We start from the raw sequence: 25,863 nt of genomic DNA, 5'->3' as shown, positions 1-25,863 counted from the left end.
TTTTTGATTTTCAGAAACCTATATCAGCAATAGTAACCTCAAATCAACTCGACCAACGCCCGAATAATCCCTAAACCCAAACCAATAAATGCACCGACGACGACACCATTGACTCGAATCATGTGTAAATCGCCACCGACTTCATTTTCAATTTTGCCAATCATTTCGCGTGAGTCCCATTCATGAATACGCTCACTAATAAAACGAATCACTTTTTCGCTGTACTGATCAGACAAATTGACCGCAATAGCCCCCATTTTTTCATTCAGTAACTGACGCACCGCCGTGTTGGCAATAATATTTTCACCGACTTGTTGAATGGCAACACGCAGGTTTTGCGCAATTCCTGAATCAGGTTTTTGTAAATCTTCCTTAATCGCATTGCAGAGAATGACCACGGCACCACTGATAAAATTCAAGACTTGTGGGCTGTCTAATAGGGCATTTTTAGTATCATTTAGGCGCAGACTGGCACTGCTGTTGTTATCTGCCAGTTGTAACATGAGTTGCTGCCCAGCCTCTTCAATTTTTTGTCGCCAAGGATGTTCAGGGTCTGCCAGCATGGATTCGACCCGTTGCAGTAAAGAATCTATAGTGCGTTGCTGCACATCAATTCCAATCCAGCTCGCACCTTTGGCCAGTTTCCACACGCCAAGTTCTTTAAATAATTGACGAGTCAATTCACGGCTTTTTTCAGGATGTTTCAGCATCCAGTCATGGGCAAGGTCTAAACCGCGTTGCAGCACATCTTGATGGAAGTCATTTTCCAAAACCGCACGCAGCATTTCACTGGCCAAGTGGTTGACCTGCGTGTTGCGAATCCATTGTACGCTGTTACTTTGAATAAAGCGCCCAATTTGTTCTTGCCCAACAAATTCAAAAATTTTCGGTACAGTTTGCTGAATGACTTGGGTCACTTGCGCATTATTTTGCTGATTCGCCAGCCATTTGCCCACGGCTAAAGATAAATCTGTACTGTGCAGGCTTTTTTCTACCACTTGTGGCGACAAAAAGTTTTCCTGTACAAAACGTCCCATCGACTCGGCAATACGGTCTTTGTTGCGCGGAATAATTTCGGTGTGATCACGTAAAAACTTGGGAATTGGCATTTTGCCAAAAGGATTGCGAAACAGCACAGTAATTGCATACCAGTCTGCCAGACCACCCACTACACCTGCCTCGGCAGATAGCATCAGAATATGAATCAACCAGGTATATTCAGGCAGTAATTTTGCGGTCAGCATTAATGCCAGCCAGGTCAGTACCGCAATCACTAAGGCAATGGTGGCAAAGCGTTTACTGCGTTGCAAACTTGGAGATACGTTTGCCGAGTGCTGAGTTGGGCTATTGGCAGGTGCTGGATTCATGCACACATCCTTTTAAAGCGAGAGTGACCAAATAACAATGGTTGATGCAAATTACGGTCTTACTGTGCCGCAGGGGCAGCAGGCGCAATCAGCGGTTGTCCCGTTGGACTTAACCCATATTTAGCGCCTAAAGACTGTAAAATCAATGTGGCATCAAAGGCATCTTCAGGTGCAGATTTTTGATCTTTAAAACACTGAATGGTGTAAGACACTTGAGTCGGATCGAGGGTCACCACTTGCGGCATATCATAGAATGGGTCAGGCCAGAATGGTGCGCGACGATGATAATATCCATACGGCGAATAGCTATACGGATAGTAACTTGGTGCAGGGTAAACCACGGCTTGTCTAGGTGGTTTCTGGCTACGGTTACTCGGATCATCTAAAACTTTAAAAAAGCGAAAACCGTGTTGCAGCGTGGTTTGTGCTGCTTTCACCAAAGTAATTTCTGCTGCAGTGCCAAAACTCATGTTATGACCCGCTAAAAAACTAATCCGATAGGTTTGCGCATTGAGCGGTGTGGTGCTGTATTGCCCCAACTGCTCAAAGCTGAGCGGTTTAGAGGATGTCGTGGCACAGCCTGTAAACAGCAAACTGCTGGCAAGGGCAAGACCGAGTAGGGAATATTTCATGTGAAAGCTCCTGTACACATCAACCAGCCAAGACAAGCTCGCCAGTTAGAAACTGCTATTGGGTTGGGTTAAAAACTCAAGTTCTTCTGCACTCGAAGGACGTCCCAACACCTGATTCCGATGCGGATAACGCCCAAAACGGTCAATAATCACTTTATGTTTCAGTTCATAGCCCAACACGGTGGGGTCATTCAAACTTTCAAACAACGTTAATGCGACTTCGTGAATACGTTTGGATTCACTGTGCATAAACGGCATATATAGAAAACGACGTTCGGTTGGGTTTAAGTCCTGATCCAATTTTAAGTGAATCATTTCCTGTGCCAACACCAAGGCTATTCCATCTTGGGCAAAGGCACGCGGGTCATTACGGTATAAATTACGTGATAATTGATCTAAAACAATGATTTCAGCCAAACGACCTGCGGGTGTTTCGCGCCATGTCCATAGTTCTCCTTGTGCCGCTTGTTGCAGTACATCGGTAAATTTTTCTGCAAGCACGGCATCAAACTCTGCGCTTTTGACAAACCAGTTCGGTTCCGCAGCAGGAGAAAACCAAAAATCTAAAAAATCCTGATAATTCATACGCTTTATTATTTACCTCTGTTCTTTTGATTATAAAATCACAAATTTAGCATGTCTTATAGTGCAACTTTGTGATAAAAAATTGCCAAATTAAAATTTATTGGCGTTGACCACTTTATTAAATGTCAGCATGCCCCAAAATCATCATTTTGTTAGAAAAAACAGCCCAAGCGCATGTGCTGATGCCAAATCAAGTTATACTTGAACGGTAGCAATTTCATCTCAGATCATCTGCATGATAGAGAAAATTGCCACCGACCCAAAATCAGCCTGTGGTTTATGTCGTATTTGTAGTGTATTGGATTAAGCGAGAGTGTAATGAGTCAACCCGAACCAAATGCGCAAGATGTTCTACCAACATGGGTAGACGCTGCGTTGCTTCAAGGGATGTTGCGCGGGATTGAACGCGAAAGTCTGCGTATGCAAAGCGATGGCTTCTTGTCGCAGCAAGCACATCCTCAAGCCTTGGGTTCGGCACTCACACATCCGCATATTACTACGGACTATTCCGAAGCGTTGATGGAGTTCATTACTCCACCGCAAAGCAGCATTCAACACGCGCTTGATTATTTGCGAGATATTCATAGCGTGGTGCATCAACACTTAGGCGAAGGTGAAAAACTTTGGCCGCTGTCGATGCCGTGTATGCTCGATGAAACCGATGACGGTATTCCACTGGCGCAATATGGCAGCTCCAATATTGGGCGCTTTAAAACCTTGTATCGCCGTGGTTTAGGTGTGCGCTATGGTCGCCGTATGCAGACCATTTCAGGGGTGCATTATAATTTATCCTTCCCTGAACATTTATTTGCCGCCTTGCAACAACATGAAAGTGATGAGCAGCTCAAAGCACTGAGTTTGCAAGATTATCGTAGTCATCGTTATTTAGGTTTAATTCGTAACTTTATTCGTTTAACGCCATTGGTGATGTTTTTAGTCGGTGCGAGTCCATCGGTTTGTCAGTGTTTTATGACAGGGCGTGAACATCATTTGTTGCCGTTGTTAAGAGGCACGTTGTATTTACCGTATGCGACTGCGTTGCGTATGGGTAACTTTGGCTATCAAAACTCGGCGCAGAAAAAACTTGGTATTCATTACAATGACTTAACAGGTTATTTAGATGGTTTGCAAAAAGCCGTGAAAACCCCGTACTTGCCATTTAGCCGCTTAGGTTTAGATGATGCTACGGGTGAGCCAATTCAAATTAATGACCATGTGCTGCAAATCGAAAATGAGTACTACAGTTTGGTGCGCCCAAAACAAGTACCACAAGAAGGTGAAACCCCATCTCAAGCACTTGCCAATCGTGGTATTGGTTATGTCGAATTACGTGCGGTAGATGTTAATCCGTATAGCCCAATTGGGATAGATGAACATACCGCAGGCTTTTTGGAAGTCTTAGCATTGTATTGTTTGTTGCAAGACAGCCCAGCCTTGTTAGATGCGGAACGAAGCATCATCGAAAAAAATCAGGCCGAAGTGGTCAATCGTGGGCGTGCGCCAAATGCGCACATTCAAGAGGGCGATGTTAAAACCCCAATTGAAGCGTGGGGACAGCAGTATGTCACCGCTATGCAACCTTTGGCTGTTTTACTCGATCAAAGTTATGCGACGCAGCTGTATTCTCAAGCTTTAGAACGCATGATGGCGCGTTTACATGAAGTCGATGAAACCCTGTCGGCACACATGATTGCCGATACTATTCGTCATGGTGGTACGTGGGGCTTTGGCAGTTATATGGCACAGCAACATGCACATGCGTATGAACAACATACGCTTCGTCCTGAAACACAAACATATTTTGATGAAATTGCAGTGCAATCTATTCAGCAACAACAACAACTTGAACAAGCACAAGGTCTGAGTTTTGCAGACTATGTCGCACAATATAGATAACAGTTCAGGGATTTAAACATGCAATTGAGTTATCGTCTGCTAAGTGGTGTTTTATTTTTAGCCAGTGTCATTGGGATGACATTTGCATTGTATTTGGAGCATGTGCAAGGTTTAGCGCCGTGTCCACTGTGCGTTTTTCAGCGGGTGGGCCTAATTGCATTGGGCTTGGTTTCACTGATTGCCTTTGTGCATAACCCTAAATCTAACGTGGTTAAGCGTATTTATGCGCTGTTCGGCAGTATTGGAATTTTATGGTCGGTGGGTGTGGCAGCACGTCATGTTTGGCTGCAAAACTTACCGCCTGATCAAGTGCCAAGCTGCGGCCCAGGACTGGATTATTTGGTAGATGCTTTACCCATGAAAGCTGTGTTGCAACAAGTGCTGTCGGGTTCAGGTGAATGTGCTGTGATTGATTGGACGTTCTTGGGGCAGTCTTTACCCGTGTGGTCATTGCTGTTCTTTAGCGTGTTGGCACTCATCAGTTTATGGCAATTGCTGCGTAACTATCCGTTTGTGGCATCGACTACATTTGGCAAAGTGAAGAAAAAATAAATTCGGGCTACTTGCTCACTGAATTGATAAAAATGCGCCATCTCAATGTAGATGGCGCTTTTTTATTTGTGTATTTAGGGGCTGTTAAAATCCATCTAAAAATCATCGTGTTGTAGCATATTTTGAACTGTTTAGACTATGTTAGGTGAGCGCGATGCCTTCTAAGCTTGACCAATCACCAATAAACTCACGAATTTGCTGCTCTGGCGCTTCTTCATGCGCAGGATAAAACCATTTCACCAATTGCTCAGCCACACTCGGATGATATTGCAACTGAAAATGGTTCAGACCATAGAACACAGCTTTGTGTGATTCAGGCAGTCTTAATTGAAACCGTGGGTTAGGGTGCTCCCCCAAAGCACTTTTTACACTGACCAAATAGTCGCCAATGACTTTGCGGGTCAGGTTCTGCTTTTTCTCGAACTCAATACTGCCTGCCACGAAATAAGCATTAATATGGGTTGGCAAAGGTGCAGGTTTGCGGTTGTCATCGACCTGTCCAATTCGTGCCTGATTATGTTCCCAGTCATCATCTCGCACACTGCCATAGCGCAAATCTAAAATGCCGTTGCTGCGAATGTTGACCAAATGCCCGACAATTTTCACAATAGGAAAGCGACCTAATTTTTCCTGTAAATGGAAACCAAAACGCTCCAAAACAGCCCCATGATGTGGTGAACCCAAGCAGACCAGATTTTCGACCAAGTGAATCCAGTGCTGCAAATTTTGCTTACCGTAAAACAGCGCACTGCGCGACACCAAGCCACCCATGCTGTGCCCAATTAAATCAATACTGGTAATTTTAGGATGACGCTGAATTAAATCATCTAAGGTATTGGCAAGACTGCGGCCATTGGCAGAAATGCGACGCCCTGTATTGTAATTCAGATATAACATGGTGTTATGGTCACGTTGTGCCAGTAATTTTTCACCAAAACCACCAAATTGGTGTGTAGTCCAATCGAGGTGATTGCGGCATAAACCGTGCACAAAAATCACCACACGCCCAGACAAATCGCCTTGTTGGACTTCGCCATAATGGTCATAGAGCACCATAGGTAAGGCGAGCGGATTTTGCTGTTCGAGTAGATAATCTCCCAATACGCCATTCAGTACACCGACTAAAAAATGCAGGCTTGGTGTGAGTGCTTTGTCATGTAAGTTGGGAAATTGCGCAATAATTTGACGTAAACCTGGCGCAACAAAATGATAGCCGTATTGTTGTAAGCTGTGAAAGGCAAACTTATACAGCTTTTGAAAAGTCGCGGTTTTTTGAAACTTTTGCGAGCGTTGTTCGCTCATGCCAAATACGCTGAGCAAAACTTCACGCTGAATGGTTTGAATCACTTCGCTCATCACGGCATTCAGGCGCGTGCTGACCAACTGTGCCAAGCCTTCTAAGATATCGGCCTGACTTGGAGGTGTACGGTCCCATCTACAATAGGTTTCATGCAGCGGTGTTAAACTTGGCATACTGTGTTGCCCCTTGTGTTCCCATATACCGAACGCTTTATTTTTACTTGGGTTCGCGGTATAAACTCAAGGGTCTGTTGGCATTTCATGAATTTACAGGACTGTAAATTTTTAGATGAATTGTCACCAAACCCGATACTTTTATTTTATCGTGTTCATCTTGAACTACTTGTAAAATACCGATGAATGCCAAGATGTTCGCATCTTTTTGTCTAACAATTGCATTTTTCCATGAAAATTAAATTAAAAACGCAAAATAAGTGCTGTATCAGCCAAAAATTGAATGGTGTTACTTAGAAATGTCACGCATGAATTTAATTTATTTACATGGTTTTCAGAGCAGTCCTTTGTCCATGAAAGGGCAGCTATTGTATGCCTATGTGCAGCAGCATCGCCCTGATATTCAGATGCATTTGCCCGATTTAAATGCTCCACCTTTAGCGGTTTTGGCAAACGTATCGGCATTGATTCGACGTTTGCCCAATGTGGCATTGGTGGGCAGCAGTCTAGGCGGCTTTTATGCGACACAACTGGTCGCACAGTATCATGTGCCTGCTGTTGTGATTAACCCTGCTATGCGACCATGGCAATTGTTTCAGGACTTGTTTGGCGATGTGCTGCCCTATGTGGTACATCCGAACTGGAGCTTAACTGCAGCGCAATTGGATGACTTAGCAGACATTGCGTTGCCAGTTGCGCAAGATGCAGACAAAATATTGGTGTTATTGCAACAAGGCGATGAAGTTTTGGATTATCGTGAAGCGCAGCGTTATTATAGTGCTGCCTCACCTTCGGCCATGATCATGACTGAAGCGCACGGCAATCATGCCATGGATGATTTTGCAGACAAAATTCCGATGTTACTGCAATTTTTATCGGATTCCCTAGCTTAAGGAAACAGTACAACGTGTCTCAATATACCGCTCAATCTCTTGAAGTTTTATCTGGTTTAGATCCAGTACGTCGTCGCCCGGGCATGTATACCGACACCACACGTCCGAACCATTTGGCGCAAGAAGTTATTGATAATGCGGTGGATGAAGCACTTGCAGGGCATGCCAATAAAATTACCGTAAAAGTCTATAAAGATGGCTCTTTGTCGGTAGAAGACAATGGCCGTGGTATGCCTGTCGATATTCACCCAGAATACGGGCAAAGCGGGATTGAAATTATTCTGACCAAGCTGCATGCAGGCGGTAAGTTCAGCACCGACAACTACCAATTTTCGGGTGGTTTGCACGGGGTCGGTATTTCTGTAGTGAATGCCTTGTCCAGTCGGGTTGAAGTGACCGTACAGCGTCAGGGCAACCTGTATAAAATGGCTTTTGATCAGGGCGAAGCTGCTGCACCTTTAGAAGTCTTGGAAGGCAAAGCCCCAAAACGTGCTTCGGGTACGTTGGTACATTTCTGGCCTGAAGCTAAATATTTCGATTCACCTAAATTTGCGCTAAAAGCCTTAAAACACAATTTAAAAGCCAAAGCGGTACTAGCTGCAGGTTTAGAAATTCATTACATTGATGAAATTAACGATGAAAAAATTGTCTGGCAGTTTGAAAATGGTCTAGTCGACTATTTGATGGATGAGCTGGAAGATCGAGAGATTGTACCTGCCCCTGCTTTTGTGGCGACAGGTGAGGCAGAGCGTGCCAGTGCAGAGTTTGCAATTTGCTGGAATGTAGAAGGCGGCGAGCAAATTCAAGAAAGTTATGTCAACTTGATTCCGACTGCGCAAGGCGGTACGCATGTCAATGGACTACGTTCTGGTGTGACCGATGCTTTACGTGAGTTCTGTGAATTACGCAATTTATTGCCGCGCAATTTAAAGCTATCTGCCGAAGATGTTTGGGATGGGGTTAACTACATTTTATCGTTAAAGTTCCAAGAGCCGCAGTTTTCTGGGCAGACCAAGGAGCGTTTATCGAGCCGTGAAGCGGCAAGCATTATGCAGAATATCGCCAAAGATGCCTTTGCCTTGTGGTTAAACCAAAATTCTGACATTGCCATGCAATTGGCAGAAATGGCAATTTCCAAAGCAGGTCGTCGTTTAAAAGCAGCGAAAAAAGTAGAACGTAAAAAAATCGTTTCAGGCCCAGCTTTGCCGGGTAAATTAGCCGACTGCGTGGGACAAACCCGTGAAGAATCGGAACTGTTTATTGTAGAAGGTGACTCTGCAGGTGGTTCTGCTAAGCAAGCGCGTGATAAAAACTTTCAGGCGATCATGCCAATTCGTGGAAAAATTTTAAATACGTGGGAAGTGTCTTCGGACGAGGTTTTGGGTTCGCAGGAGGTACACGATATTGCAATTGCGATTGGGGTTGACCCAGGTAGTGATGATTTATCTGAATTGCGTTACGGTAAGGTTTGTATTTTGGCCGATGCCGACTCAGATGGTTTACACATTGCCACTTTGCTGTGTGCTTTATTCGTGAAACATTTCCCAAGTTTGGTGGAAGATGGGCATTTATACGTCGCCATGCCGCCGTTATTCCGTATTGATGACGGTAAAGATGTGCATTATGCGCTAGATGAAGATGAGTTAGAAAACACGCTGAAAAAAGCCAAAACCAAAAATCCGCAAATTACCCGATTTAAAGGTTTGGGTGAAATGAATGCCAGTCAGTTACGTGAAACCACGATGGATCCAAATACACGCCGTTTGGTGCAATTGGATTTGGATGATAGTCATTTTACCGCAGGTTTATTGGATAAATTGCTGGCTAAAAAACGCTCTGCAGACCGTAAAGTGTGGTTAGAGCAAAAAGGTAATTTAGCCGATTTGGCGGTTTAAGCTGATTTAATTTAGAAAAAGCATCCATTATTTCAAAAAAGTAATGGATGCTTTTTATTGTAATTTTGATTGGTGTTTATAATTCAATATTTTCAGGCCATAAAAAATATCCACCATATTGACTGGTTTTAAATTCTGCACCTACGTCTTTGCCTTGTTGAGTGAGTATGTGCTTTCCAGCATCATTGATATTTAATAAGCCTTTTTCGGTAAAATGAGCCAACAATTCATTGGTTTTCATTTTATGTTTTGCTGCAAGTTTAGATGATGTTAATTTACCAACATTATTGTCATTGGTTTCTTCAACAGATTCATTTGTTGGTTCGGCTTTCACTTCATCTAAACTAATTCTAACTTCATCACTAATACGAATAATACGTTGCGCTTCTTCATAAGCATCTTTAAAGACATCTTGATCTTCATATTTGCGAATCAAAATGCCCATTTCGTTATTATTAATTTGGCTAAATTCATAAAGATTTAGACTAGAAATAATACATTCAGATTCATTGAGATAGCATTTAGCATGTAAGTTTTTACAAAAACTGAGCCGAACAAAATCAAGTTTTTGCATCCATTTTATTTCATCAGGATGTAAATCACTTTTTCCATAAACGATTCGAATATCAATTTTGAGTCGATCTTTATCTTCAAGTAACTCTTTAATACGGTCATTTAAACGTAAATATGGGCTAATTAAAATTAACCTTTCTTTGGCATTTTTTATCAGTTCTTCTAAGAAAAAATTGGTCGCGCTCGTATTTAAAAACTTAGCCATTTAACCCTCCTCATTGTGTCTAAATTATTATGTCCTGAGTATAGCGAATTTATTTAGGTAATGATTTGATGATTAAAAATATTCTAAAATTGAGGCGAAAAAAATGGAGCATCTTGTGCTCCATTTTTTATTGATCCTTAACTAAAGAACCAATATACAAATAATGAAATAATAAATACGCACATGACGTTCAACACCATGCCCACACTCATCATTTCACTTTGTTTAATTTGACCTGTACCAAATACAATCGCATTTGGTGGCGTTGCCACAGGTAACATAAAGGCACACGATGCACCAATACCAATAATCACCACTAAAATTTCTTTTGGAATACCCATTTGGTCTGCAATTGCAGCAAATACAGGAACCAATAACGCAGCAGACGCTGTATTACTGGTAAATTCAGTTAAGAAAATAATGAAGATGGTCACCGCAAAAATCACTACCAATGGCGAAGTATCACCAAAGGTATTGGCAAGGGTTTGACCCAATACCAAAGATGCGCCTGAATCTTTTAAGATCGCACTGAGGGTTAAACCACCACCGAACAGTAATAACACGCCCCAATCGGTATTTTCAGCCACTTGCTTCCAAGACGCAGTACCTAGCATAACCACTAAACATGCAGCAGTTAATGCAGTCCATGTATCGGGTTGGCTAATACCAAAGGTTTCGCTAAGTTTCTTGCCGAAAATCCACGCCACTGCAGTACATACGAATAAAATCATCGTTGCAACACGGGTTTTGGTCCAAGGAATTACTTCAGTTTCAAAATGAATTTTTTGATTTAAATTTGGACGCAATACCAAATATAAGCTGACCAACATTGCTGGTAGCAAAATCAGCATCATTGGTAAACCAATTTTCATCCAGTCAGCAAAGTCATAGTCTAACGCTTTGGCTGCAATAGCGTTTGGTGGCGAACCTACCAACGTACCCAAACCACCTAAACTGGCAGAGTAGGCAATCCCCAATAAAATGAAAACGAAGGTTTTACGCTCTTTAGTGGCATCGAGGTGTGATAACAAACCCAGCGCCAACGGTAACATCATCGCCGCCGTGGCTGTGTTGGAAATCCACATCGACAACGCAGCAGTGACAATAAAAATAGATAAAACCGAAATCCCCAAGTGACCGCCCGACATGGAAATAATCCACATCGCAATTTTACGATCCAGTTTCTGAATGTGCAGTGCAGTCGCTAAAGCAAAACCACCAAAGAACAGGAAAATAACAGGATCGGCAAAAGTCGCCAATGCCTTGCTGGTGCTAATTGGCTCAAGCACTTTGCTGGCATTTTCAACAGGCATGCCCAAAATTACGGCAAGCACCGGCACCAAAAGCGCGGTAATGGTAATGTGTACAGCTTCGGTGAGCCATAAAATACCAATAAAAAGCAACAGACTTAGACCCTTATTTGCATTTTCATCATAGGGCAAGACATTGTATAAACCGAAAGAGAGCAGGGCTGCAATTGCAACAATCACCCAGGTCTTGATCAGTTCTTTTCGCTTAATATTGGCTGGCACTTCTATATGGTTATTTTCCATAGAAGTTCACTCCGTCAAAAGGAATTAAAAGAAAAGAGGGAAGATTGGTCGATGCAAACGACCGAAGCAGTCTGAATAGACTGTTTTTTAAGCTGGTCTTAATTATAGGTGTAAATAATTATTTAAGCCAAAAAAAATCTAAATAATTTTCCATTTGTTATGTTTATTGGTCTGATTTATATCAATAAAGCAGGTGATTTTTGGATGATGAATGCTCCCTGAGCAATCGCATAAAGTGCCATAAAACCCAATAATGTAAATACAATCTGCTTAAATAATGTCTGGGAAATTTGTTTACGAATCAGACTGCCGATATACACCATCAGCACAGAGATGATGCAAATCAGGGCTAAAACTTGTAATTGAGTGTGGTTAAACTGTTGAATTACTGGATATAAAACTGCCAATTGAATGAGTTTGGAAATAATAAAGTTTAAGTTGCTAATCACCACAATATCGGTTTTGCTGTGTTGAGTGCTGAGTAAATACATCATTAGAAATGGTGCCATGGCATTGGTCGCACCACCAATCACACCTGCCAGCAAACCAAAAATCAGCATATTTTTGAGTGAGGCAGAAATTTGCAAAGGACGTTGTCGAAATTGATCGGCCACGTACAATAAAATCAGTACGCCCATTGCCAATTTTAAATAACCTTCGTTCAGAATGAGCAGCAAACTGACGCCCAAATAGCTGCCAATCAGCGCACTGAAGATTAAACCCCAATATTTTTTGCAGTAGCCATATAAACTGCTGAATATAGATTGTGTGGCATCGCCCCGCAGCATGTACACGTTAAGAAGCAAACAGGGAATCAGAACCAAAGCAACCGCAGTACTGAGTGGATATAACATCGCCACCGCAGCCGTACTGAGCATAGGAAAACCAAAACCGCTCATGCCATGCAAAATTGCAGCAATCGCACAAAACAGCAGAATAATGAAATCGGTTTTTTGCATGTGGGCTTCACAGTGCTTTTTATTTGAAATTTAACTCAATGTAGCGGAGTTTTGCGCTAAGTACAAATGGGTTGCATGGTTATGAGCAAAGCATATTTATTGGAAACTATTTTAACGACCAATAAAAAAGCAAGACCGAGGTCTTGCTTTTTGAACAGCGAAAAATACAGCTTAGAAGTGGTATTTGACCAATGCGCTGACATCGTTTTGATTGATGCCTGATTTATTACCGTATTTGTTGTTCCAAACAGAGTGTTCGATACCGACATATAAACGTGTATTTGGCGAAATGTGTTTGCCTGCATTCCATTTATATTGTGTAGTCCAGTTGAGTTCGCTAGCGTGGTCATCTTCTGCAGTAGACCAATCAAGGAAACCATCTACTAAAAAGTCTTCAGCACCGACTTTAAATGGAAGACCGTAAGCAAACGTCATTTGATAATCATCTTGAGAGATATCTTTATCATTATCTGCTTTGTAGAAGTTCAATTGCGCATATTTGAAATATGGAAGCTCAAGATCAAAACCAATACCGTATAGGTAATTGTTAAAGCCTTCGCCACCTTCCCAAGTGGTTGCAATTAAAACATCTTTAATTGGACCAAAGGCAAGTTTTTGACCAGAAACAGCGCCTAAGCTTAAGCGTGGTGATACTTCAAAGTAAGTGTCATTGCCATCTACATCATTGTTTGAACGGTCAGCAAAGGCAAAAAAATCACCATATTTAAAACCAGCAGCGTATTCAAAAGTTACAGTGCTTTGTTCAATCTCTTGATCGCCAGTTAAAAAAGGTGATTTGTAATTTTCACCGTATAAACCTGTCACGCTAAAATCTTGCCAAATCGGTGCAGCTTGCGTAAAAGTTGCAGCAGTGGAGATTGCGCACAGCGCAGCAATATGTGTAAGTTTCATAAAAATAGACCCCAATAAAAGCGTTTCAAGGATACAGATTCTTTAGCAAAAATAAAGCAAAATTCGATTATTGACGGGTCATTTTTGGGTGTTTTTTATCAGTTTTTGGGTTGGGTGTTTTTTAAACGATTTAAAACCAATGGTCAAAATGCAAAGGCGAATATTGCAGATGTAACTAAACCCTTTAAAAGCATCAAGTTTCTTATTGGCAATAGATTGAACAACATGGTGCTATCCAAATTGATCGCTTATTGAGCATCTAAGCTGAAATTGGTGATAAAAGGGTTATTCTTTTGCTGCTTTTCTATAAATATTGCTTGCATATTTTTCAGATAGGCCCGATATTCAAGGTATAGGGACACGGTTCTGCAGAATTAAAAGTGTTCATCATTCACGTAGGAGGAAGTGATTCCAAACTAAGTTGAAGATGTACTTTATGCTGTAAAAACAGCACATTATAAACACGCCAAAACATATATATAAAATTATGTGTAAGATTTTGGCACAACAAGATTCAGAAATAACGAACGCAAGAGGATGAAATCATGAACATTGAAATCCGTACCGATAAAAACATTCAAAACAGTGATCGATTAATTAGTTACGTTCGTGAAGAACTGAATAATGAATTCCAACGCCACAGTGAGCGTATTACCCATTTTTCAGTGCATTTTAGTGATGAAAATGGTGAAAAAGGCGGTGATGACGATATTCGTTGTATGATTGAAGCACGTCCAGCAGGTCTAAAACCAGTGGTTGTGAATCATCGTGGTCATAATATTGATACAGCCATTCACGGTGCGATTGACCGTTTAAAACGCAGCCTAGAACATGCGTTTGAGAAAAATGAAAATCCTCGTGGTGCTCGCCCAGAATTTGTAGATACAGATGTTGGTGGCGACGACGAATAAGGATCAGACAGATTCCAAGAGCCTCGCAAATTTTGCGAGGCTTTTTTGTGTTTGCATGTAGCCAATGCACTAAATTCACGATTTGCTGACATTTATCTCATACAAATGTCGCTTTATTGGGCATAATAGTTCTAAATTAAACATTGAATAAGAGAGCTCTCTGCATGTTAACTGCGCAACAACAAGTCTTGGTGCAAGCAATAGAAGAATTAGACCTTGCCCAAGTGCAACGCCTATTGGCAGACGGTTTAGACCCTAACTTTATGGATGCCGAAAAAGGCCCTGTGATTTCAGTCTGGTCAGATGGTTTATTTCAATGGTGGGAAAAAGTCTGCGAAGCATACGAAGCAGGTCAGCCACTCACAGAACAGCAAAAACAGCAAGATTTGCAAGTGCATTTAGATATTTTAGAGGCATTGATTCAAGCCAAAGTGAATTTGCACTTATGGGATGCCGAAGAAATTTACGGCCCATTGTGGGATGCAGCTTCTGCAGCATGTGTTCCTGCAGTGCAGCGTTTATTGGATGAAAAAGTCGATCCAAACAGCAAAGATGAAGATGGTTTAACCATTTTATCTTCGATTAGTGATTTATTGTTTGATTGTGATTTTGATGAAATTCAGTGGTCGGATGCTTTGCCAGAAGAACAACAGACTTTAGAATTGTTGCGTCGTTATGGCGCAAAAATGAGCAAAGAATTGGCCTAAGAGCAGAGATAAAAATATGTCAGTATTAAAAACAGTTGGGTTAATCGTGGCGGCAGGCATCAGCATGCAGGTGAGCGCGGCAGATTTTGAGTTTGATCGTCCTGGTGCAGGAGTGAGTACGGGTATTACACCTGTAGGGAAGTTGGCTTGGGAACAAGCTTTGCCAAGTGCAAGTTATCAAGAAAGTAACGATGCTTCGGGCGAAAAAGTTAAAACTACTCGCCTTAATGCTGACATGCTGTTACGTACAGGTTTGGCGCAAGATTTAGAGTTACAGCTGGGCTGGCAAGGGCCTGCATGGAGCAAAAGCAAAACTGCAGGTCAATCGGTTGAAGATGATGGTTTGGGTGATGTCAGCATTGGTTTAAAACAAGCCATTGACTTAAATGATGACAAACTTTCTATGGCCGTGTTGTTGCAAGCGTTAATTGCCACAGGCAATGATGGCTTTAGCGAAGAAGATGATATTTATAGCTTGGGTACGGCAGTCAGCTATCAATACAGCGAGCTGTTAAAAACAGGCATCAACATGCGTTACGATGTGCAAAATAGCGATTGGGCGGTTACAGCAATTCCCAATATTCAGTACCGTTTAAGCGATCAATGGTCAGGTTTTTCAGAATTGGTCTATCGCAAAGCTGAAAGTCAGGACAATGAATATGGCTTAATTTCGGGAGTGATTTACGCACTGAATGAACGCACTCAACTGGATGCCAGTGTCGGTGTAGATTTAGACGGTGCAGATAAAAGTTACCGTGCAGGTTTAGGTATGGCGTTTTTGTTCTAAGCAATCGAAACCATTTAAAGCTTTAAAATACGTTGTATGCTGCAGCAGGCCAAAGTTATTAAGTATTAAGCTTGCTGCAGATCTGTTTTCATCCTAATAAAGTTCATGCCGAGGCGAGCAGAACATGAAGCAGTCCTTATTTCAGACCTTTTGGCAAGTTGCTGTTGATCTAATGGCTGATATTTTACGTTATGTGGCGCAGGGCTTATCTTGTCTGCTCGCAAGTCTACTTTTATTGTGTTCGCTAAGCCTACACGCAGAAGCACCTTTACTCCCACCCGAACAAGCCTTTCAGTTTAGCGTTGAATCGGTCAATCCCCAACAAGCCGAACTGCGCTGGAACATGCCTGAACAGTATTATTTGTATCAGCATCAATTTAAGGTTGAGCATGGACAGCAAATACTGGCTTTAGAGTTGCCTCCCGCAGAAGATGTTTATGATGAAAACTATGGACATACTCAGGTTTATTATCAACAAGTCAGTTTTAAAATTCCCACGCAGGCTGCACAGCGCTATCAAGTGAGCTGGCAAGGTTGTGCGCAAGATCGACTTTGTTATCCACCACAGCGCATTGAATTTCAGACAGACAGCACTGGTTTGGTGATTTTAGACAATCAAAGCGCAGCACAAAAAAATCTGTGGGGTGGACACAGTAACCCAACCCAGAATGTGTTTTCGACAACTCAGACCAACTCCACGCTAGCATCTTCAACAAGTCCTGCAGCAGCACAACCCATCACAGCACAAGATCAAATATGGTCAGAAAAACTGGCACAAAGTTCGTTTGCCTATGGCTTGCTGCTGTTTTTGGGTTTAGGGGTTTTATTGGCCTTTACCCCATGCTCCTTGCCGATGCTACCGATTTTGACCTCCTTGTTGGTGCGTGAACATAAAGGTGTCAAAGCGTGGACGATTGCACTGGTCTTTGTCTGTAGCATGGCAATGGTCTATGCCATATTGGGTTTAATTGCGTCATCCGCAGGTTTGAATTTTCAGCGCTGGTTGCAGCAACCTGCGACTTTAATTGCTTTTAGTTTGCTGTTTGTGCTGTTTGCCTTAAATCTGTTTGGACTGTTTGAAATCAAGTTGCCGCGTGCTTGGGTCAATCGACTAGATCAGGCACAATCCATGCAAAAAGGCGGTAATTTGGCAGGTGCTGCACTCATGGGCATGTTGTCGGCACTTTTAGTTGGCCCATGTATGACTGCACCACTGGCAGGGGCGTTATTGTTTATTTCACAAACCCAAAGTCAGATGCAGGGGGCGTTGCTGTTATTTACGCTCGGTTTTGGTATGGGTACGCCGTTATTATTGGCCAGTGTGCTTGGGGCAAAAGCTTTACCACGCGCAGGTTTGTGGATGCATCAAGTCAAAGTGCTGTTTGCCTTTATTATGTTGGCATTGGCGTTGTATTTTATTCGCCCTTTATTGGGTGAAGCATGGATGCAATGGCTTAGTTTGGCACTTGGACTGGGTTTTGTCGGCTATGTGCTGCATCGTTTGAGCGGCTATCATGGTGTGCTGCGGGCGATTTATCTGAGTGCGTTATTGGTGGTGGTGCCGTATCTGATTTATAACCAATATCAACACAGCCAGCGTTTTTGGCAGCAGGAAAACGATGCGGTTTTAGAATGGCACCGTGCAACGACTGCAACGGAATTACAACAGTTACTTGCCCAAGCTCCGAAAAATCAGCGCATGATTATAGATGTCTATGCCGATTGGTGTGTGGCGTGCCGTCCGATTGAACAGCAGGTATTGACATCCTCCACCGTGAAACAGGCACTTGCAGAATTTTATTTAATTAAACTCGATTTAAGCCATTACGATGCCAGTCATCAAGCCTTGTTGAATCAATGGGAAATTTTAGGGCCACCTACCTTTTTATTTTTGGATGCACAACAACAAGAAATTCGCAGTCTGCGTTTAACAGGTGCATTTAACGAGAGCACTTTGTTAAATCAACTGCAGCAACTTCAAACCACACAGGAGTCATCGCCATGATGCAGCTGTATATTGCCAATAAAAATTATTCGAGCTGGTCGATGCGCCCGTGGTTGGTACTGAAGGCGTTTGACTTGGCTTTTGAAGAAATACAACTGAACTTTCCCTGCGAGCGTGGCGAGGGCGATTTTAAACAACGTGTCCTAGAAATTAACCCCAATGGTAAAGTGCCTGCCTTGTTAGATCAGGGCATGTTGATTTGGGATTCTCTCGCCATTTGTGAATACTTGGCAGAGCAATATCCTGAACAGGCACTTTGGCCGCGTGATGTACAGCAACGCGCTTGGGCGCGTAGCATCAGCGCAGAAATGCACAGTGGTTTTACCGATTTACGCAGTTTATGTGGCATGAATATTCGCGCCAATTTAGCAGAAGTGGGTACAAAATTATGGCAAGAACATTCGGGTTTAAGGCAGGATGTGGCACGCATTGAACACATATGGTCGGCACGTCCTGCAGCAGATGGTTTCTTGTGTGGTGAATTTAGCATTGCCGATGCGTTTTATGCTCCTGTGGTGACGCGTTTTATGACTTATGCCTTGCCTGTAAGTGCCAACAGCCAACACTATATGCAGCGGGTGATGCAGCATCCTGCTATGCGCGCTTGGGTACACGCCGCATCACAAGAAGCAATGTGGGTCAATTATTTAGAGCCTTATCAAAAACCAGCAAAATGACTTGGAAAAAGCAGGATTAGGAAAAATACTGCGGAAGTTTTTGTGCGGTAAAGTGGTCTTTTTTGTTCCAAAAATAAAACATAGTATCTTAGTTTTTCTAATTATTTTATTTACGCTGCACGATTAAAATAGCGTTATTAAATGAATACAAGATTGGAACATCCCCATGAAAATTTTACACATCGACTCGAGTATTTTAGGTGAAAACTCAGTTTCACGTCAGTTGAGCCAAGCGATTGTGAAACAATTGACTGCAAAAAATAGTAATGCACAGGTCGATTATTTAGATTTGGCACAACAGCCGATTCCGCACTTAACTGCCGAAATTTTAATGGGACAAGATGCAGAACAAGCGGCTTTAGGTGAAAAAATCATCCAGCAATATATTGATGCCGATGTCGTGGTGGTGGGTGCAGCCATGTATAACTTTGGTTTGACTTCAACCTTAAAAGCATGGATTGACCGCATTAGCGTGGCGGGAAGAACCTTTAAATATACCGAGCAAGGGCCTGTAGGTTTGGCGGGTGAGAAAAAAGCCTATATCGCCAGCAGCCGTGGCGGTGTGTATGGTGATAATAGCCCTGCTGATTTTCAGGAAGATTTCTTGAAAACCATCTTCAACTTTACAGGGGTGAATGATGTAGAAATTATTCGCGCTGAAGGGGTGAGTATGTCGGAATTTAAAGACCAAGCTGTTGCCAATGCGATGCAAAAAATTCAGGCGATTTAACCCACTATTTCAATAAAAAAAGCTCAGTGCCTTGAGGGTGCTGAGCTTTTTTTATATAGATGGATCGGCTAAAAGGGTTGGTTAGCAAAGCCTTGTTATGGTTGAACTTAGCTCTGATCTTGCCGATGTGCAAACTCTGCTAAATCTGCCAATGCACGTTTGGCTTCTTCAAACCACGGTGAAAACATTTGAAAATTGTGCCACATACCCGTGTAGAGTTTGTAATGCACTTCTACGCCTGCCTGTTCGGCTTTTTCTTTAAAACGTGTTGCATCATCCAGCAAAATTTCTTTAGAGCCAATTTGTACTAAAACTGGTGGTAATTCGTGTAAATCATCAAACAATGGCGAAATTTGCGGGTCTGCCCGATCAAGTTCAGGCGGTACATAGTAATCAATGCCTGTTTCCAGCGTTTCAATTGACAGCAGGGCATCATGCTTGCTGTTATAACGCAAGGATTCACTGGTGAGGGTTAAATCTAAAAATGGTGACAGCAGCATTAAGCCACTCACTTGCGGCAATTGCTCATCACGTATTTTTAAAGCTAGCGCCAACGCTAAATTTGCACCGCAAGAATCTCCTGACAAAATAATATCTTTGGCGTGTATACCTTGCGCCAACAGACTTTGATAGACATCAAACACGGCTTCCAAAGCATGTGGAAAAGGATGCTCAGGTGCAAGCGGATAATCGACATGAATCACTTGCATTTGGGTGCGTGCCGCAACTTGACTCAAAAATGCTCGATGGGTATTTAACGAACCCAGAAAAAAAGCCCCGCCATGAATATGAAAAATGAGCTGTGTTGCAGCATTCTGTGGTTTTAATTCTTCGGCATGCAGACCTGCTAAACGCAGCGCGCGTACCTGCACCGACTTTTGCATGGGAAATAAACGGCACATTTGTTCTAGTGCAAAACGTACAGAATTGGGGGGTAAATTAAATTGGCTTGGTTTGCGAATGGTGGTTTTTAAAAACTGCTCTGTAATAATTTGTTTCCACATGGGGTTAATCTTCATGATTTTTCCATCTTGTTCTTTATTTGATCGGATATTTGTGTATTTACCAACATAATTTACAAGGGTACACTAAACGGTCACATTCAAAAATTGCAAATTTGTTGTGACTTTTTAATAATAAAGTTGTCTGATAGTAGACCAGGGAAACAAAACAATGAAAAAAATTGCACTTGCATTCGGGCTGTTAGGTTTAAGCGCTTTGGCCAATGCTGCAGATCCGCTTAACGGCACAGTTTGGAAAACAATTGACGACAAAACCAAACAACCCAAAGCCACGGTAAGATTTACTGAGCAAAAAAATGGAACTTTAACCGCAAGCATTCAGTCAATTTTAACGCCTGGTGAAGAAAATGCCTGTACAAAATGTGAAGGTCCGTATCACAACAAATCACTCAAAGGTTTGACCATTGTTCGCGGTCTGAAAAATACAGGCGGCACGAGCTACGATGGTGGTTCAATTCTTGACCCGCAAACAGGTAAAACCTACAAGCTAAAAGGTAAACTTGCCGATGGTGGTAAGAAACTGGAATTGCGTGGTTTCATTGGTGTAGCGGCATTGGGTCGTAACCAAACATGGATTCGTGCGAACTAAGCATGTATTCCACCTGTGCAGTTGAAATCATATTGCACAGGATATAAAAAAACCTGCTCCATGTGAGCAGGTTTTTTTATTGGTATTTTTTTAAACTTAACCTAAAGCACGATAAGCCGCTTCATCAAAACCCGCAATAAAGCCTGATTCAGTTTTTAAGACAGGACGTTTAATTAAACTGGTGTGAGTGCAAAGTGCTTCAATTAAGTTGGCTTCACTGGCCAAAGCAGCTTGCTGTTCTGCTTCGCTGAGTTTGCGCCAAGTGGTGCCTTTTTTATTCAGTACTACATCTTGCCCAAGCGCATCTAACCAACTTTTGACAGTGTCGGCATCGATCCCTTGTTTTTTATAATCGTGAAACTCATAACTTAGCCCCAATTCATTGAGTAAATCGAAGGCTTTTTTCATTGAATTGCAGTTCTTAATCCCATAAATTTTTAACATATTTTTTTCACGTTAATATCATCAAACTGGCTATAGCCTAGCCCAAAACAGCGCTAAGTGCTAGAAACTTGCAGTGAACAATGACTGGCTGTTTAAATGGTATTTGTCATCAATACGTCATACCGATGTCACCAAATTGACACTTGATCGCTCTAAAATGGGACGCATAAACAGAATAAAATGAAAAACTTGATAAAAATAGACTCAAGTGAAAATAAAAAATACAGTGAAGAACAACAGTAATAGCGCAAAACAGAAAATAAGATGATAAAAAGAGAAAACCCGCATTTAATCATCCTGATTATGCGGGTCTCATTTTAACGTCCATTGTTACATCCTTGAAACTAACCAAAACCAGTTAGTTTATTTTCCATCCTTCGGCTTCCAATCCTTTTGTGTCATCCTGACTGTCCCTTTGCCGTGATGCAATAATGCGCTGAATCGACTTGAAGATAAATACACAAAGTCGACAGATTATGTGCGAATTGAACCTCAGTTGAGTGAACAACTGTTCACTCGTGTAGGCTGTGAAATTTGTGTGAATAAGGGACTATTGACAATTCGTCTATGTTTGCGACGACGCATATTTTTAGCTGATATAAGGCATGGGACAGGAAATTTAGCCATTCTAAATGACTGGCACATAACGCAATAGCAGCAAAAAAATATGCTCGTCCTTCGCTGCGCCTTGCGCTGCAAACAAAGCAGTGCTTGTTTTTGCTCAGGCTGTGGCTAAAACTTTCTCAGATTGCGTTATGAAACTTGGCAATAGACCCACTATTCCCTGCGTTTCATGCCTGATCTGCTCAGTTTTAGCCTACAGCGCAAACCATTTATGAAATGTCAATAGACCCTAAATCTTATAATCAATAATCACGGGAGCATGGTCACTAAACCATTCTTCTTTATACACCCAAGCATTGACAGTGCGTGCTTTCCAGTCGGGTGAACAGGCATGATAATCAATCCGCCAACCAACGTTCTTGGCACGGGCTTGCCCGCGATTTGACCACCAAGAATACAACTCTGCTTCATGGCGTACTTCACGGAAGGTATCGACATAGCCCAAGTCATTATAAATATGATCTAACCATGCACGTTCATGCGGTAAGCAACCTGAAGACTTTTGGTTACCTGACCAGTTTTTAATATCAATGCGCTTATGCACAATGTTGTAATCGCCACAGACAATGATCGATTTATTGTCTTCACGCCACTGTTTTAGAATTTTTTGATACTCTTCTAAAAAGTGATCTTTCCGCATTTGGGCTTCTTCACCTGAAGAGCCAGAAGGCAAATACAGTGAACAGATGTAAATTGGGTGATCCAGTCCTACATCAAATTCAGCACTGATAAAGCGACCCTGAGAATCGGCCAATTCAAAGCCTAAACCATTTTGCACAGAAACAAACGGCAAACGGCTATAAATAGCTGTCCCTGCGTAGCCTGCGCGTTCTGCAGGGAAAAGATGCGTGTGCCAGCCTTCTGGCTTAAATTTATCGGTCCATTGGGCGTGTGTGATGCGGCTTTCCTGCATGCAAATCACGTCTGCTTCAGACTTTTCCAACCATTCGAGTAAGCCTTTGCTTACCGATGAACGCAACCCATTGACGTTAATTGAAACCACTCGAAGAATTTTTTGATCACTCGGATAGCTACTCTTTGGTATCATGCTCAGGTCTTACCTCAATGTATTAATTTGGAGCACCTCATGACATCGCCAGCTCAATTTAACCCGCAAGCTTTTATCGAACTCGCCTTATCACGTGGTGTGCTTAAATTTGGTGAGTTTACTTTAAAATCGGGTCGTGTGAGTCCTTATTTTTTTAACGCAGGTTTGTTGAATGATGGCGAAGCTTTATCGCTATTGGCTTCGGGCTATGCAGATCAACTCATGCAATGCAAAAATGTAGATGTTATTTTCGGGCCTGCTTATAAAGGTATTCCATTTGTGGCAGCTACAGCAGTGGCTTTATCGCAAAATCATGGCGTAAGTGTGCCGTGGGGGTTTAACCGTAAAGAAGCCAAAGATCATGGCGAAGGCGGTGTGTTGGTGGGTGCTGCGGTTGAGGGCAAAAAAGTTTGGATTATTGATGATGTGATTACTGCGGGTACGGCTATTCGTGAAGTGGTGACTATTTTGAAAAATGCAGGCGCACAAATTGCGGGCGTATTGGTGGCTTTAGACCGTCAAGAAAAAGGTCAGGGCGATTTGTCTGCTATTCAGGAAGTGCAAAAAGAGTTGGAAATTCCTGTGCATGCTTTAATTACCATGAAAGATTTAATGAATTATTTGGATGCTAAAGGTGAAAAAGATGCCTTGGCGAAAATGGAAGCGTACCGTGTGAAGTATGGGATTTAAGTTGTTTTGGAGAAGGAAGCGAGAGCTTCCTTTTCGCTTTTATTCAGTTTGATTTTTAATAATATAATGAAATGTAATAAATAATAAAAAAGCCCGACTGAGGGGTGAGACAAATTTTGTATTTTTAAATCACATTAAAATTTAATATGAGAAAAGTACTATGATTTTTTACTAATTTAAAAGTTTGTTATACTTCGCATTATATAATAAAAACATATACGAACTCAAAAATGACAAGATCAACTTCGTTATACAAATTATTTATCAAAACACTAGAACAACAGATGTTCTCAAAAGAGATTGAGCAAATCTTAAAAGTTGTTGAAGGTATCACTGCTCTATTGGTCAGTAGTCAATTAAAGAATGGCGATGAAATTATTGATACTTTTAACAATTCGGTGGCAATATGCATTTTTAAAGATCAATTAACATTTCAGAACTCTCTTAGTCATGACTAAACTATAAGGATTAAGATTATGAGAGGTTTTGCTATTCATAATGCACCAACTAATCATGGTGGTCGTATTCTAGCTACTCAGATAAGAAATTCTCAAATGGGCAATTCTTTTGTTAGAGCGGGCGATGGGCATTTCTGTCCAAGATGTAAATGTTGGTCTTCAGTGATTAAAAGCCATGACCATATTATCTTTGATGGTAAGCCAGTTGCTTATGTCGGGGATAAATTAACATGCGGTGCTATTATTCAGCCGCAACAGTCGCATGTTGTTGGTGGGAGTAATGCTAATTATCATATAGTTTCTAATCCTCAAACTGAGCAAACTCTGCCTATAAGTGCTCAACAGAATTTAATAAATAGTTTTACAAATAAGAGGAAGTATGAGAACTATTATATTGAGTTTAATAAAACCGATTATGTAAAATTTAAAACAGGAATTCCTCCATACGATGAAGATAAAAAAGGGCTATTGGGGAGTGTTTTACAAATAGTTTCAGGAGCATGTGATTTTATCGTTACATCTATTTTAAAGAAAAAGAATCTGTTTATAACAGTTTCATATCACCCGCCAGTTGTAAAACATGATGCAAATAAAATCACTCCTTATGCAACTCTAAGACTCTATAAAGAAAAAAATAGAAAATCTGAATTATTAAAAATACAAGAATTGAAGTCTGATGGTGGGGTTTGGAGTATTGAGCGAGGAAAAGAACCAGTAGGTTTCTGTAACATTACCTTGCCTGAGCGTGATTTACTCCTATTGAGGGTTGAATTAGATCTTGGATATGTATTGACGTTTAGCGGTGGAGTTGTTACCCCGATACCCAGTTTTACAACCCACAGCTTTACTTTAAATTCCGCAGCAAGGGAAGTTAGATGAAGAATTTTCTTATTTTTTTAACAGCCTTCTTGATATTCGGAAGCACTGCCTGCTCATCTAATGGACATAATACACATCATGGTGAAGTTGAACTCACTCAAGATAGTGAAGCTGCCCAGAGTCTTTCTGCAGAAGATCAATCTATTATAAAAAAATATAAAGATACGATTCATAATTTGAATTTTAGGGAAAGAGAACATGCGAATAAGGTAATGAAAGATAGTTTGTCTGAAATAAACAAAATTAAGAATGATTCCGAGCGAGAAAAGTTGCAAATGCAGATTTACTTAGCCACAGCCATGTATAAAGAAGCTTATGATTTAAATAGTAAAATGTTAAAAACTAGGTTTAGCGAAGCACGTTTACTGACTCAATGTGAGTTGAGCTATTACGCTAAAAAGCCTAAAAATGAATATGAAAAATGTTATGCCCAAGTAGCGTCATTGCTGGAAAAGACATTGAAAGTCACTCCTAAAAATGACTCTGAATATTTATATGGTGAGTGGGGGTACTTACTCGCGATGTATAAGGCAGGACATGAAGAATATAGACAAAAAATGGAAGATTTTATTCATTCTACTCAAGATAAAACGCTGAAATATCAGTTTGAAAGTTCTTATGAGTTGGCGATTGAACAGATCGCTAGTTACCACTGATCTTTGTTGTATTGGTTTTCAGGAGTGCGTAAATACATCAACCTAACCCTACTGTTGTGATGTATGCAAAATTCTTAAAATACGAACAGAATCTTTAACGTCATACACGACAACATAGTGCGATGCACCACAAGTTCTCGA

Annotated in this window: 26 protein-coding genes; 14 read left to right on the top strand and 12 right to left on the bottom strand. The window is 41.5% G+C overall.

What is annotated here, in order from left to right; genetic code table 11:
* Positions 1-38: 38 nt before the first annotated feature.
* Genes FTU71_RS03750 through FTU71_RS03740 form a run of 3 tightly spaced genes read right to left on the bottom strand, consistent with a single transcriptional unit; the run spans position 39 to position 2,584 of the window.
* Entirely contained in the window at positions 39-1,367 is a 1,329-nt protein-coding gene (locus FTU71_RS03750; protein ID WP_180111465.1) for a DUF445 domain-containing protein, read from the bottom strand.
* 59 nt (positions 1,368-1,426) lie between these two features.
* A complete protein-coding gene (locus tag FTU71_RS03745) occupies positions 1,427-1,999 on the bottom strand; it encodes a hypothetical protein (protein ID WP_180111463.1) in 573 nt (190 codons plus the stop codon).
* Between the two features lie 45 nt (positions 2,000-2,044).
* Entirely contained in the window at positions 2,045-2,584 is a 540-nt protein-coding gene (locus FTU71_RS03740) for a DUF924 family protein (protein WP_179990727.1), read from the bottom strand.
* 318 nt (positions 2,585-2,902) lie between these two features.
* Here FTU71_RS03740 and gshA point away from each other — a divergent pair, with 318 nt between their 5' ends.
* A complete protein-coding gene (gene gshA / locus FTU71_RS03735) occupies positions 2,903-4,480 on the top strand; it encodes a glutamate--cysteine ligase (protein ID WP_180111461.1) in 1,578 nt (525 codons plus the stop codon).
* 18 nt (positions 4,481-4,498) lie between these two features.
* Positions 4,499-5,032, top strand: a complete 534-nt coding sequence (locus FTU71_RS03730; protein WP_004974176.1) for a disulfide bond formation protein B — start codon at positions 4,499-4,501, stop codon at positions 5,030-5,032.
* Positions 5,033-5,173: 141 nt separating this feature from the next.
* On the opposite strand, the gene FTU71_RS03725 is transcribed toward FTU71_RS03730, so the two are convergent.
* The gene (locus tag FTU71_RS03725) at positions 5,174-6,505 is read right to left on the bottom strand and encodes an alpha/beta fold hydrolase (RefSeq protein ID WP_180111459.1); all 1,332 of its coding nucleotides are present in this window, start codon (positions 6,503-6,505) and stop codon (positions 5,174-5,176) included.
* Between the two features lie 308 nt (positions 6,506-6,813).
* Here FTU71_RS03725 and FTU71_RS03720 point away from each other — a divergent pair, with 308 nt between their 5' ends.
* Positions 6,814-7,398, top strand: a complete 585-nt coding sequence (locus tag FTU71_RS03720; RefSeq protein WP_180111458.1) for a YqiA/YcfP family alpha/beta fold hydrolase — start codon at positions 6,814-6,816, stop codon at positions 7,396-7,398.
* Positions 7,399-7,412: 14 nt separating this feature from the next.
* On the top strand, positions 7,413-9,293 hold the full coding sequence (gene parE / locus FTU71_RS03715) for a DNA topoisomerase IV subunit B (RefSeq protein ID WP_004974183.1): 1,881 nt from the start codon (positions 7,413-7,415) through the stop codon (positions 9,291-9,293).
* A 76-nt stretch (positions 9,294-9,369) separates the two neighbouring features.
* Here parE and FTU71_RS03710 read toward each other — a convergent pair whose 3' ends face one another.
* The 4 genes from FTU71_RS03710 to FTU71_RS03695 all read right to left on the bottom strand — a co-directional run bounded on the left by FTU71_RS03710 (position 9,370) and on the right by FTU71_RS03695 (position 13,495).
* On the bottom strand, positions 9,370-10,071 hold the full coding sequence (locus tag FTU71_RS03710; protein ID WP_004974184.1) for a phospholipase D family protein: 702 nt from the start codon (positions 10,069-10,071) through the stop codon (positions 9,370-9,372).
* 137 nt (positions 10,072-10,208) lie between these two features.
* Positions 10,209-11,624, bottom strand: coding sequence for a DASS family sodium-coupled anion symporter (locus FTU71_RS03705; protein WP_004974185.1), 1,416 nt, complete (start codon positions 11,622-11,624; stop codon positions 10,209-10,211).
* 176 nt (positions 11,625-11,800) lie between these two features.
* Positions 11,801-12,583, bottom strand: a complete 783-nt coding sequence (locus FTU71_RS03700) for a sulfite exporter TauE/SafE family protein (RefSeq protein ID WP_167846412.1) — start codon at positions 12,581-12,583, stop codon at positions 11,801-11,803.
* A 171-nt stretch (positions 12,584-12,754) separates the two neighbouring features.
* Positions 12,755-13,495: an outer membrane protein OmpK gene (locus FTU71_RS03695; RefSeq protein WP_070155832.1), complete on the bottom strand. Its 741-nt coding sequence runs from the start codon at positions 13,493-13,495 to the stop codon at positions 12,755-12,757.
* A gap of 545 nt (positions 13,496-14,040) precedes the next feature.
* Between FTU71_RS03695 and FTU71_RS03690 the strand changes: the two genes are divergently transcribed.
* From FTU71_RS03690 to FTU71_RS03665, 6 genes are all read left to right on the top strand, one after another.
* Positions 14,041-14,406: an HPF/RaiA family ribosome-associated protein gene (locus FTU71_RS03690; RefSeq protein WP_004974190.1), complete on the top strand. Its 366-nt coding sequence runs from the start codon at positions 14,041-14,043 to the stop codon at positions 14,404-14,406.
* A gap of 164 nt (positions 14,407-14,570) precedes the next feature.
* Positions 14,571-15,113, top strand: coding sequence for an ankyrin repeat domain-containing protein (locus tag FTU71_RS03685; RefSeq protein WP_136144366.1), 543 nt, complete (start codon positions 14,571-14,573; stop codon positions 15,111-15,113).
* A 16-nt stretch (positions 15,114-15,129) separates the two neighbouring features.
* Positions 15,130-15,900, top strand: a complete 771-nt coding sequence (locus FTU71_RS03680) for a transporter (protein WP_180111456.1) — start codon at positions 15,130-15,132, stop codon at positions 15,898-15,900.
* A 172-nt stretch (positions 15,901-16,072) separates the two neighbouring features.
* Positions 16,073-17,905 carry a protein-disulfide reductase DsbD gene (gene dsbD, locus FTU71_RS03675; RefSeq protein ID WP_180111503.1) on the top strand — a complete coding sequence of 611 codons (1,833 nt, stop codon included), beginning with the start codon at positions 16,073-16,075 and terminating at the stop codon, positions 17,903-17,905.
* Entirely contained in the window at positions 17,902-18,582 is a 681-nt protein-coding gene (locus FTU71_RS03670) for a glutathione S-transferase family protein (protein ID WP_131261214.1), read from the top strand. Before dsbD ends, FTU71_RS03670 begins: the two co-directional genes overlap by 4 nt.
* A 166-nt stretch (positions 18,583-18,748) precedes the next feature.
* The gene (locus FTU71_RS03665; protein ID WP_179997061.1) at positions 18,749-19,312 is read left to right on the top strand and encodes an FMN-dependent NADH-azoreductase; all 564 of its coding nucleotides are present in this window, start codon (positions 18,749-18,751) and stop codon (positions 19,310-19,312) included.
* Positions 19,313-19,419: 107 nt separating this feature from the next.
* On the opposite strand, the gene FTU71_RS03660 is transcribed toward FTU71_RS03665, so the two are convergent.
* A complete protein-coding gene (locus FTU71_RS03660) occupies positions 19,420-20,331 on the bottom strand; it encodes an alpha/beta hydrolase (RefSeq protein ID WP_004974206.1) in 912 nt (303 codons plus the stop codon).
* 154 nt (positions 20,332-20,485) lie between these two features.
* Between FTU71_RS03660 and FTU71_RS03655 the strand changes: the two genes are divergently transcribed.
* Positions 20,486-20,923 (top strand): DUF2147 domain-containing protein, encoded by a 438-nt coding sequence (locus tag FTU71_RS03655; protein ID WP_004974208.1) that lies wholly within the window; start codon positions 20,486-20,488, stop codon positions 20,921-20,923.
* 96 nt (positions 20,924-21,019) lie between these two features.
* Here the strand turns inward: FTU71_RS03655 and FTU71_RS03650 are convergent, their stop codons facing one another.
* On the bottom strand, positions 21,020-21,367 hold the full coding sequence (locus FTU71_RS03650; RefSeq protein WP_026438350.1) for a Spx/MgsR family RNA polymerase-binding regulatory protein: 348 nt from the start codon (positions 21,365-21,367) through the stop codon (positions 21,020-21,022).
* Positions 21,368-22,220: 853 nt separating this feature from the next.
* Positions 22,221-23,039, bottom strand: coding sequence for an exodeoxyribonuclease III (locus FTU71_RS03645; RefSeq protein WP_096901635.1), 819 nt, complete (start codon positions 23,037-23,039; stop codon positions 22,221-22,223).
* 39 nt (positions 23,040-23,078) lie between these two features.
* Between FTU71_RS03645 and pyrE the strand changes: the two genes are divergently transcribed.
* The 3 genes from pyrE (at position 23,079) to FTU71_RS03630 (ending at position 25,722) form a co-directional block, all read left to right on the top strand.
* Positions 23,079-23,729, top strand: a complete 651-nt coding sequence (pyrE, locus tag FTU71_RS03640; protein ID WP_096901637.1) for an orotate phosphoribosyltransferase — start codon at positions 23,079-23,081, stop codon at positions 23,727-23,729.
* Positions 23,730-24,205: 476 nt separating this feature from the next.
* Positions 24,206-25,066 carry a PAAR domain-containing protein gene (locus FTU71_RS03635; RefSeq protein ID WP_180111454.1) on the top strand — a complete coding sequence of 287 codons (861 nt, stop codon included), beginning with the start codon at positions 24,206-24,208 and terminating at the stop codon, positions 25,064-25,066.
* The gene (locus tag FTU71_RS03630; RefSeq protein ID WP_179994155.1) at positions 25,063-25,722 is read left to right on the top strand and encodes a hypothetical protein; all 660 of its coding nucleotides are present in this window, start codon (positions 25,063-25,065) and stop codon (positions 25,720-25,722) included. The genes FTU71_RS03635 and FTU71_RS03630 overlap by 4 nt, the downstream gene beginning before the upstream one ends.
* A 48-nt stretch (positions 25,723-25,770) precedes the next feature.
* On the opposite strand, the gene FTU71_RS14695 is transcribed toward FTU71_RS03630, so the two are convergent.
* Positions 25,771-25,830 carry a hypothetical protein gene (locus FTU71_RS14695; protein WP_225531235.1) on the bottom strand — a complete coding sequence of 20 codons (60 nt, stop codon included), beginning with the start codon at positions 25,828-25,830 and terminating at the stop codon, positions 25,771-25,773.
* Positions 25,831-25,863 lie beyond the last annotated feature (33 nt).

Source organism: Acinetobacter sp. YH12136 (genome assembly GCF_013418545.1).
Taxonomy (GTDB): Bacteria; Pseudomonadota; Gammaproteobacteria; order Pseudomonadales; family Moraxellaceae; genus Acinetobacter; species Acinetobacter towneri.
This window is presented reverse-complemented; position numbering and strand designations above follow the sequence as displayed.

Excerpts from the sequence above, each read along its gene's own strand:
- FTU71_RS03665 (WP_179997061.1), top strand. The coding sequence starts at position 18,749 with ATGAAAATTTTACACATCGACTCGAGTATTTTAGGTGAAAACTCAGTT.
- FTU71_RS03685 (WP_136144366.1), top strand. The coding sequence starts at position 14,571 with ATGTTAACTGCGCAACAACAAGTCTTGGTGCAAGCAATAGAAGAATTA.
- FTU71_RS03705 (WP_004974185.1), bottom strand. The coding sequence starts at position 11,624 with ATGGAAAATAACCATATAGAAGTGCCAGCCAATATTAAGCGAAAAGAA.
- FTU71_RS03650 (WP_026438350.1), bottom strand. The coding sequence starts at position 21,367 with ATGTTAAAAATTTATGGGATTAAGAACTGCAATTCAATGAAAAAAGCC.
- FTU71_RS03690 (WP_004974190.1), top strand. The coding sequence starts at position 14,041 with ATGAACATTGAAATCCGTACCGATAAAAACATTCAAAACAGTGATCGA.
- FTU71_RS03655 (WP_004974208.1), top strand. The coding sequence starts at position 20,486 with ATGAAAAAAATTGCACTTGCATTCGGGCTGTTAGGTTTAAGCGCTTTG.
- FTU71_RS03700 (WP_167846412.1), bottom strand. The coding sequence starts at position 12,583 with ATGCAAAAAACCGATTTCATTATTCTGCTGTTTTGTGCGATTGCTGCA.
- FTU71_RS03750 (WP_180111465.1), bottom strand. The coding sequence starts at position 1,367 with ATGAATCCAGCACCTGCCAATAGCCCAACTCAGCACTCGGCAAACGTA.
- gshA (WP_180111461.1), top strand. The coding sequence starts at position 2,903 with ATGAGTCAACCCGAACCAAATGCGCAAGATGTTCTACCAACATGGGTA.
- FTU71_RS03745 (WP_180111463.1), bottom strand. The coding sequence starts at position 1,999 with ATGAAATATTCCCTACTCGGTCTTGCCCTTGCCAGCAGTTTGCTGTTT.
- pyrE (WP_096901637.1), top strand. The coding sequence starts at position 23,079 with ATGACATCGCCAGCTCAATTTAACCCGCAAGCTTTTATCGAACTCGCC.
- FTU71_RS03660 (WP_004974206.1), bottom strand. The coding sequence starts at position 20,331 with ATGAAGATTAACCCCATGTGGAAACAAATTATTACAGAGCAGTTTTTA.
- FTU71_RS03725 (WP_180111459.1), bottom strand. The coding sequence starts at position 6,505 with ATGCCAAGTTTAACACCGCTGCATGAAACCTATTGTAGATGGGACCGT.
- FTU71_RS03740 (WP_179990727.1), bottom strand. The coding sequence starts at position 2,584 with ATGAATTATCAGGATTTTTTAGATTTTTGGTTTTCTCCTGCTGCGGAA.
- FTU71_RS03695 (WP_070155832.1), bottom strand. The coding sequence starts at position 13,495 with ATGAAACTTACACATATTGCTGCGCTGTGCGCAATCTCCACTGCTGCA.
- FTU71_RS03680 (WP_180111456.1), top strand. The coding sequence starts at position 15,130 with ATGTCAGTATTAAAAACAGTTGGGTTAATCGTGGCGGCAGGCATCAGC.
- FTU71_RS03730 (WP_004974176.1), top strand. The coding sequence starts at position 4,499 with ATGCAATTGAGTTATCGTCTGCTAAGTGGTGTTTTATTTTTAGCCAGT.
- dsbD (WP_180111503.1), top strand. The coding sequence starts at position 16,073 with ATGGCTGATATTTTACGTTATGTGGCGCAGGGCTTATCTTGTCTGCTC.
- FTU71_RS03630 (WP_179994155.1), top strand. The coding sequence starts at position 25,063 with ATGAAGAATTTTCTTATTTTTTTAACAGCCTTCTTGATATTCGGAAGC.
- FTU71_RS03635 (WP_180111454.1), top strand. The coding sequence starts at position 24,206 with ATGAGAGGTTTTGCTATTCATAATGCACCAACTAATCATGGTGGTCGT.
- FTU71_RS03710 (WP_004974184.1), bottom strand. The coding sequence starts at position 10,071 with ATGGCTAAGTTTTTAAATACGAGCGCGACCAATTTTTTCTTAGAAGAA.
- FTU71_RS03645 (WP_096901635.1), bottom strand. The coding sequence starts at position 23,039 with ATGATACCAAAGAGTAGCTATCCGAGTGATCAAAAAATTCTTCGAGTG.
- FTU71_RS03670 (WP_131261214.1), top strand. The coding sequence starts at position 17,902 with ATGATGCAGCTGTATATTGCCAATAAAAATTATTCGAGCTGGTCGATG.
- FTU71_RS03720 (WP_180111458.1), top strand. The coding sequence starts at position 6,814 with ATGAATTTAATTTATTTACATGGTTTTCAGAGCAGTCCTTTGTCCATG.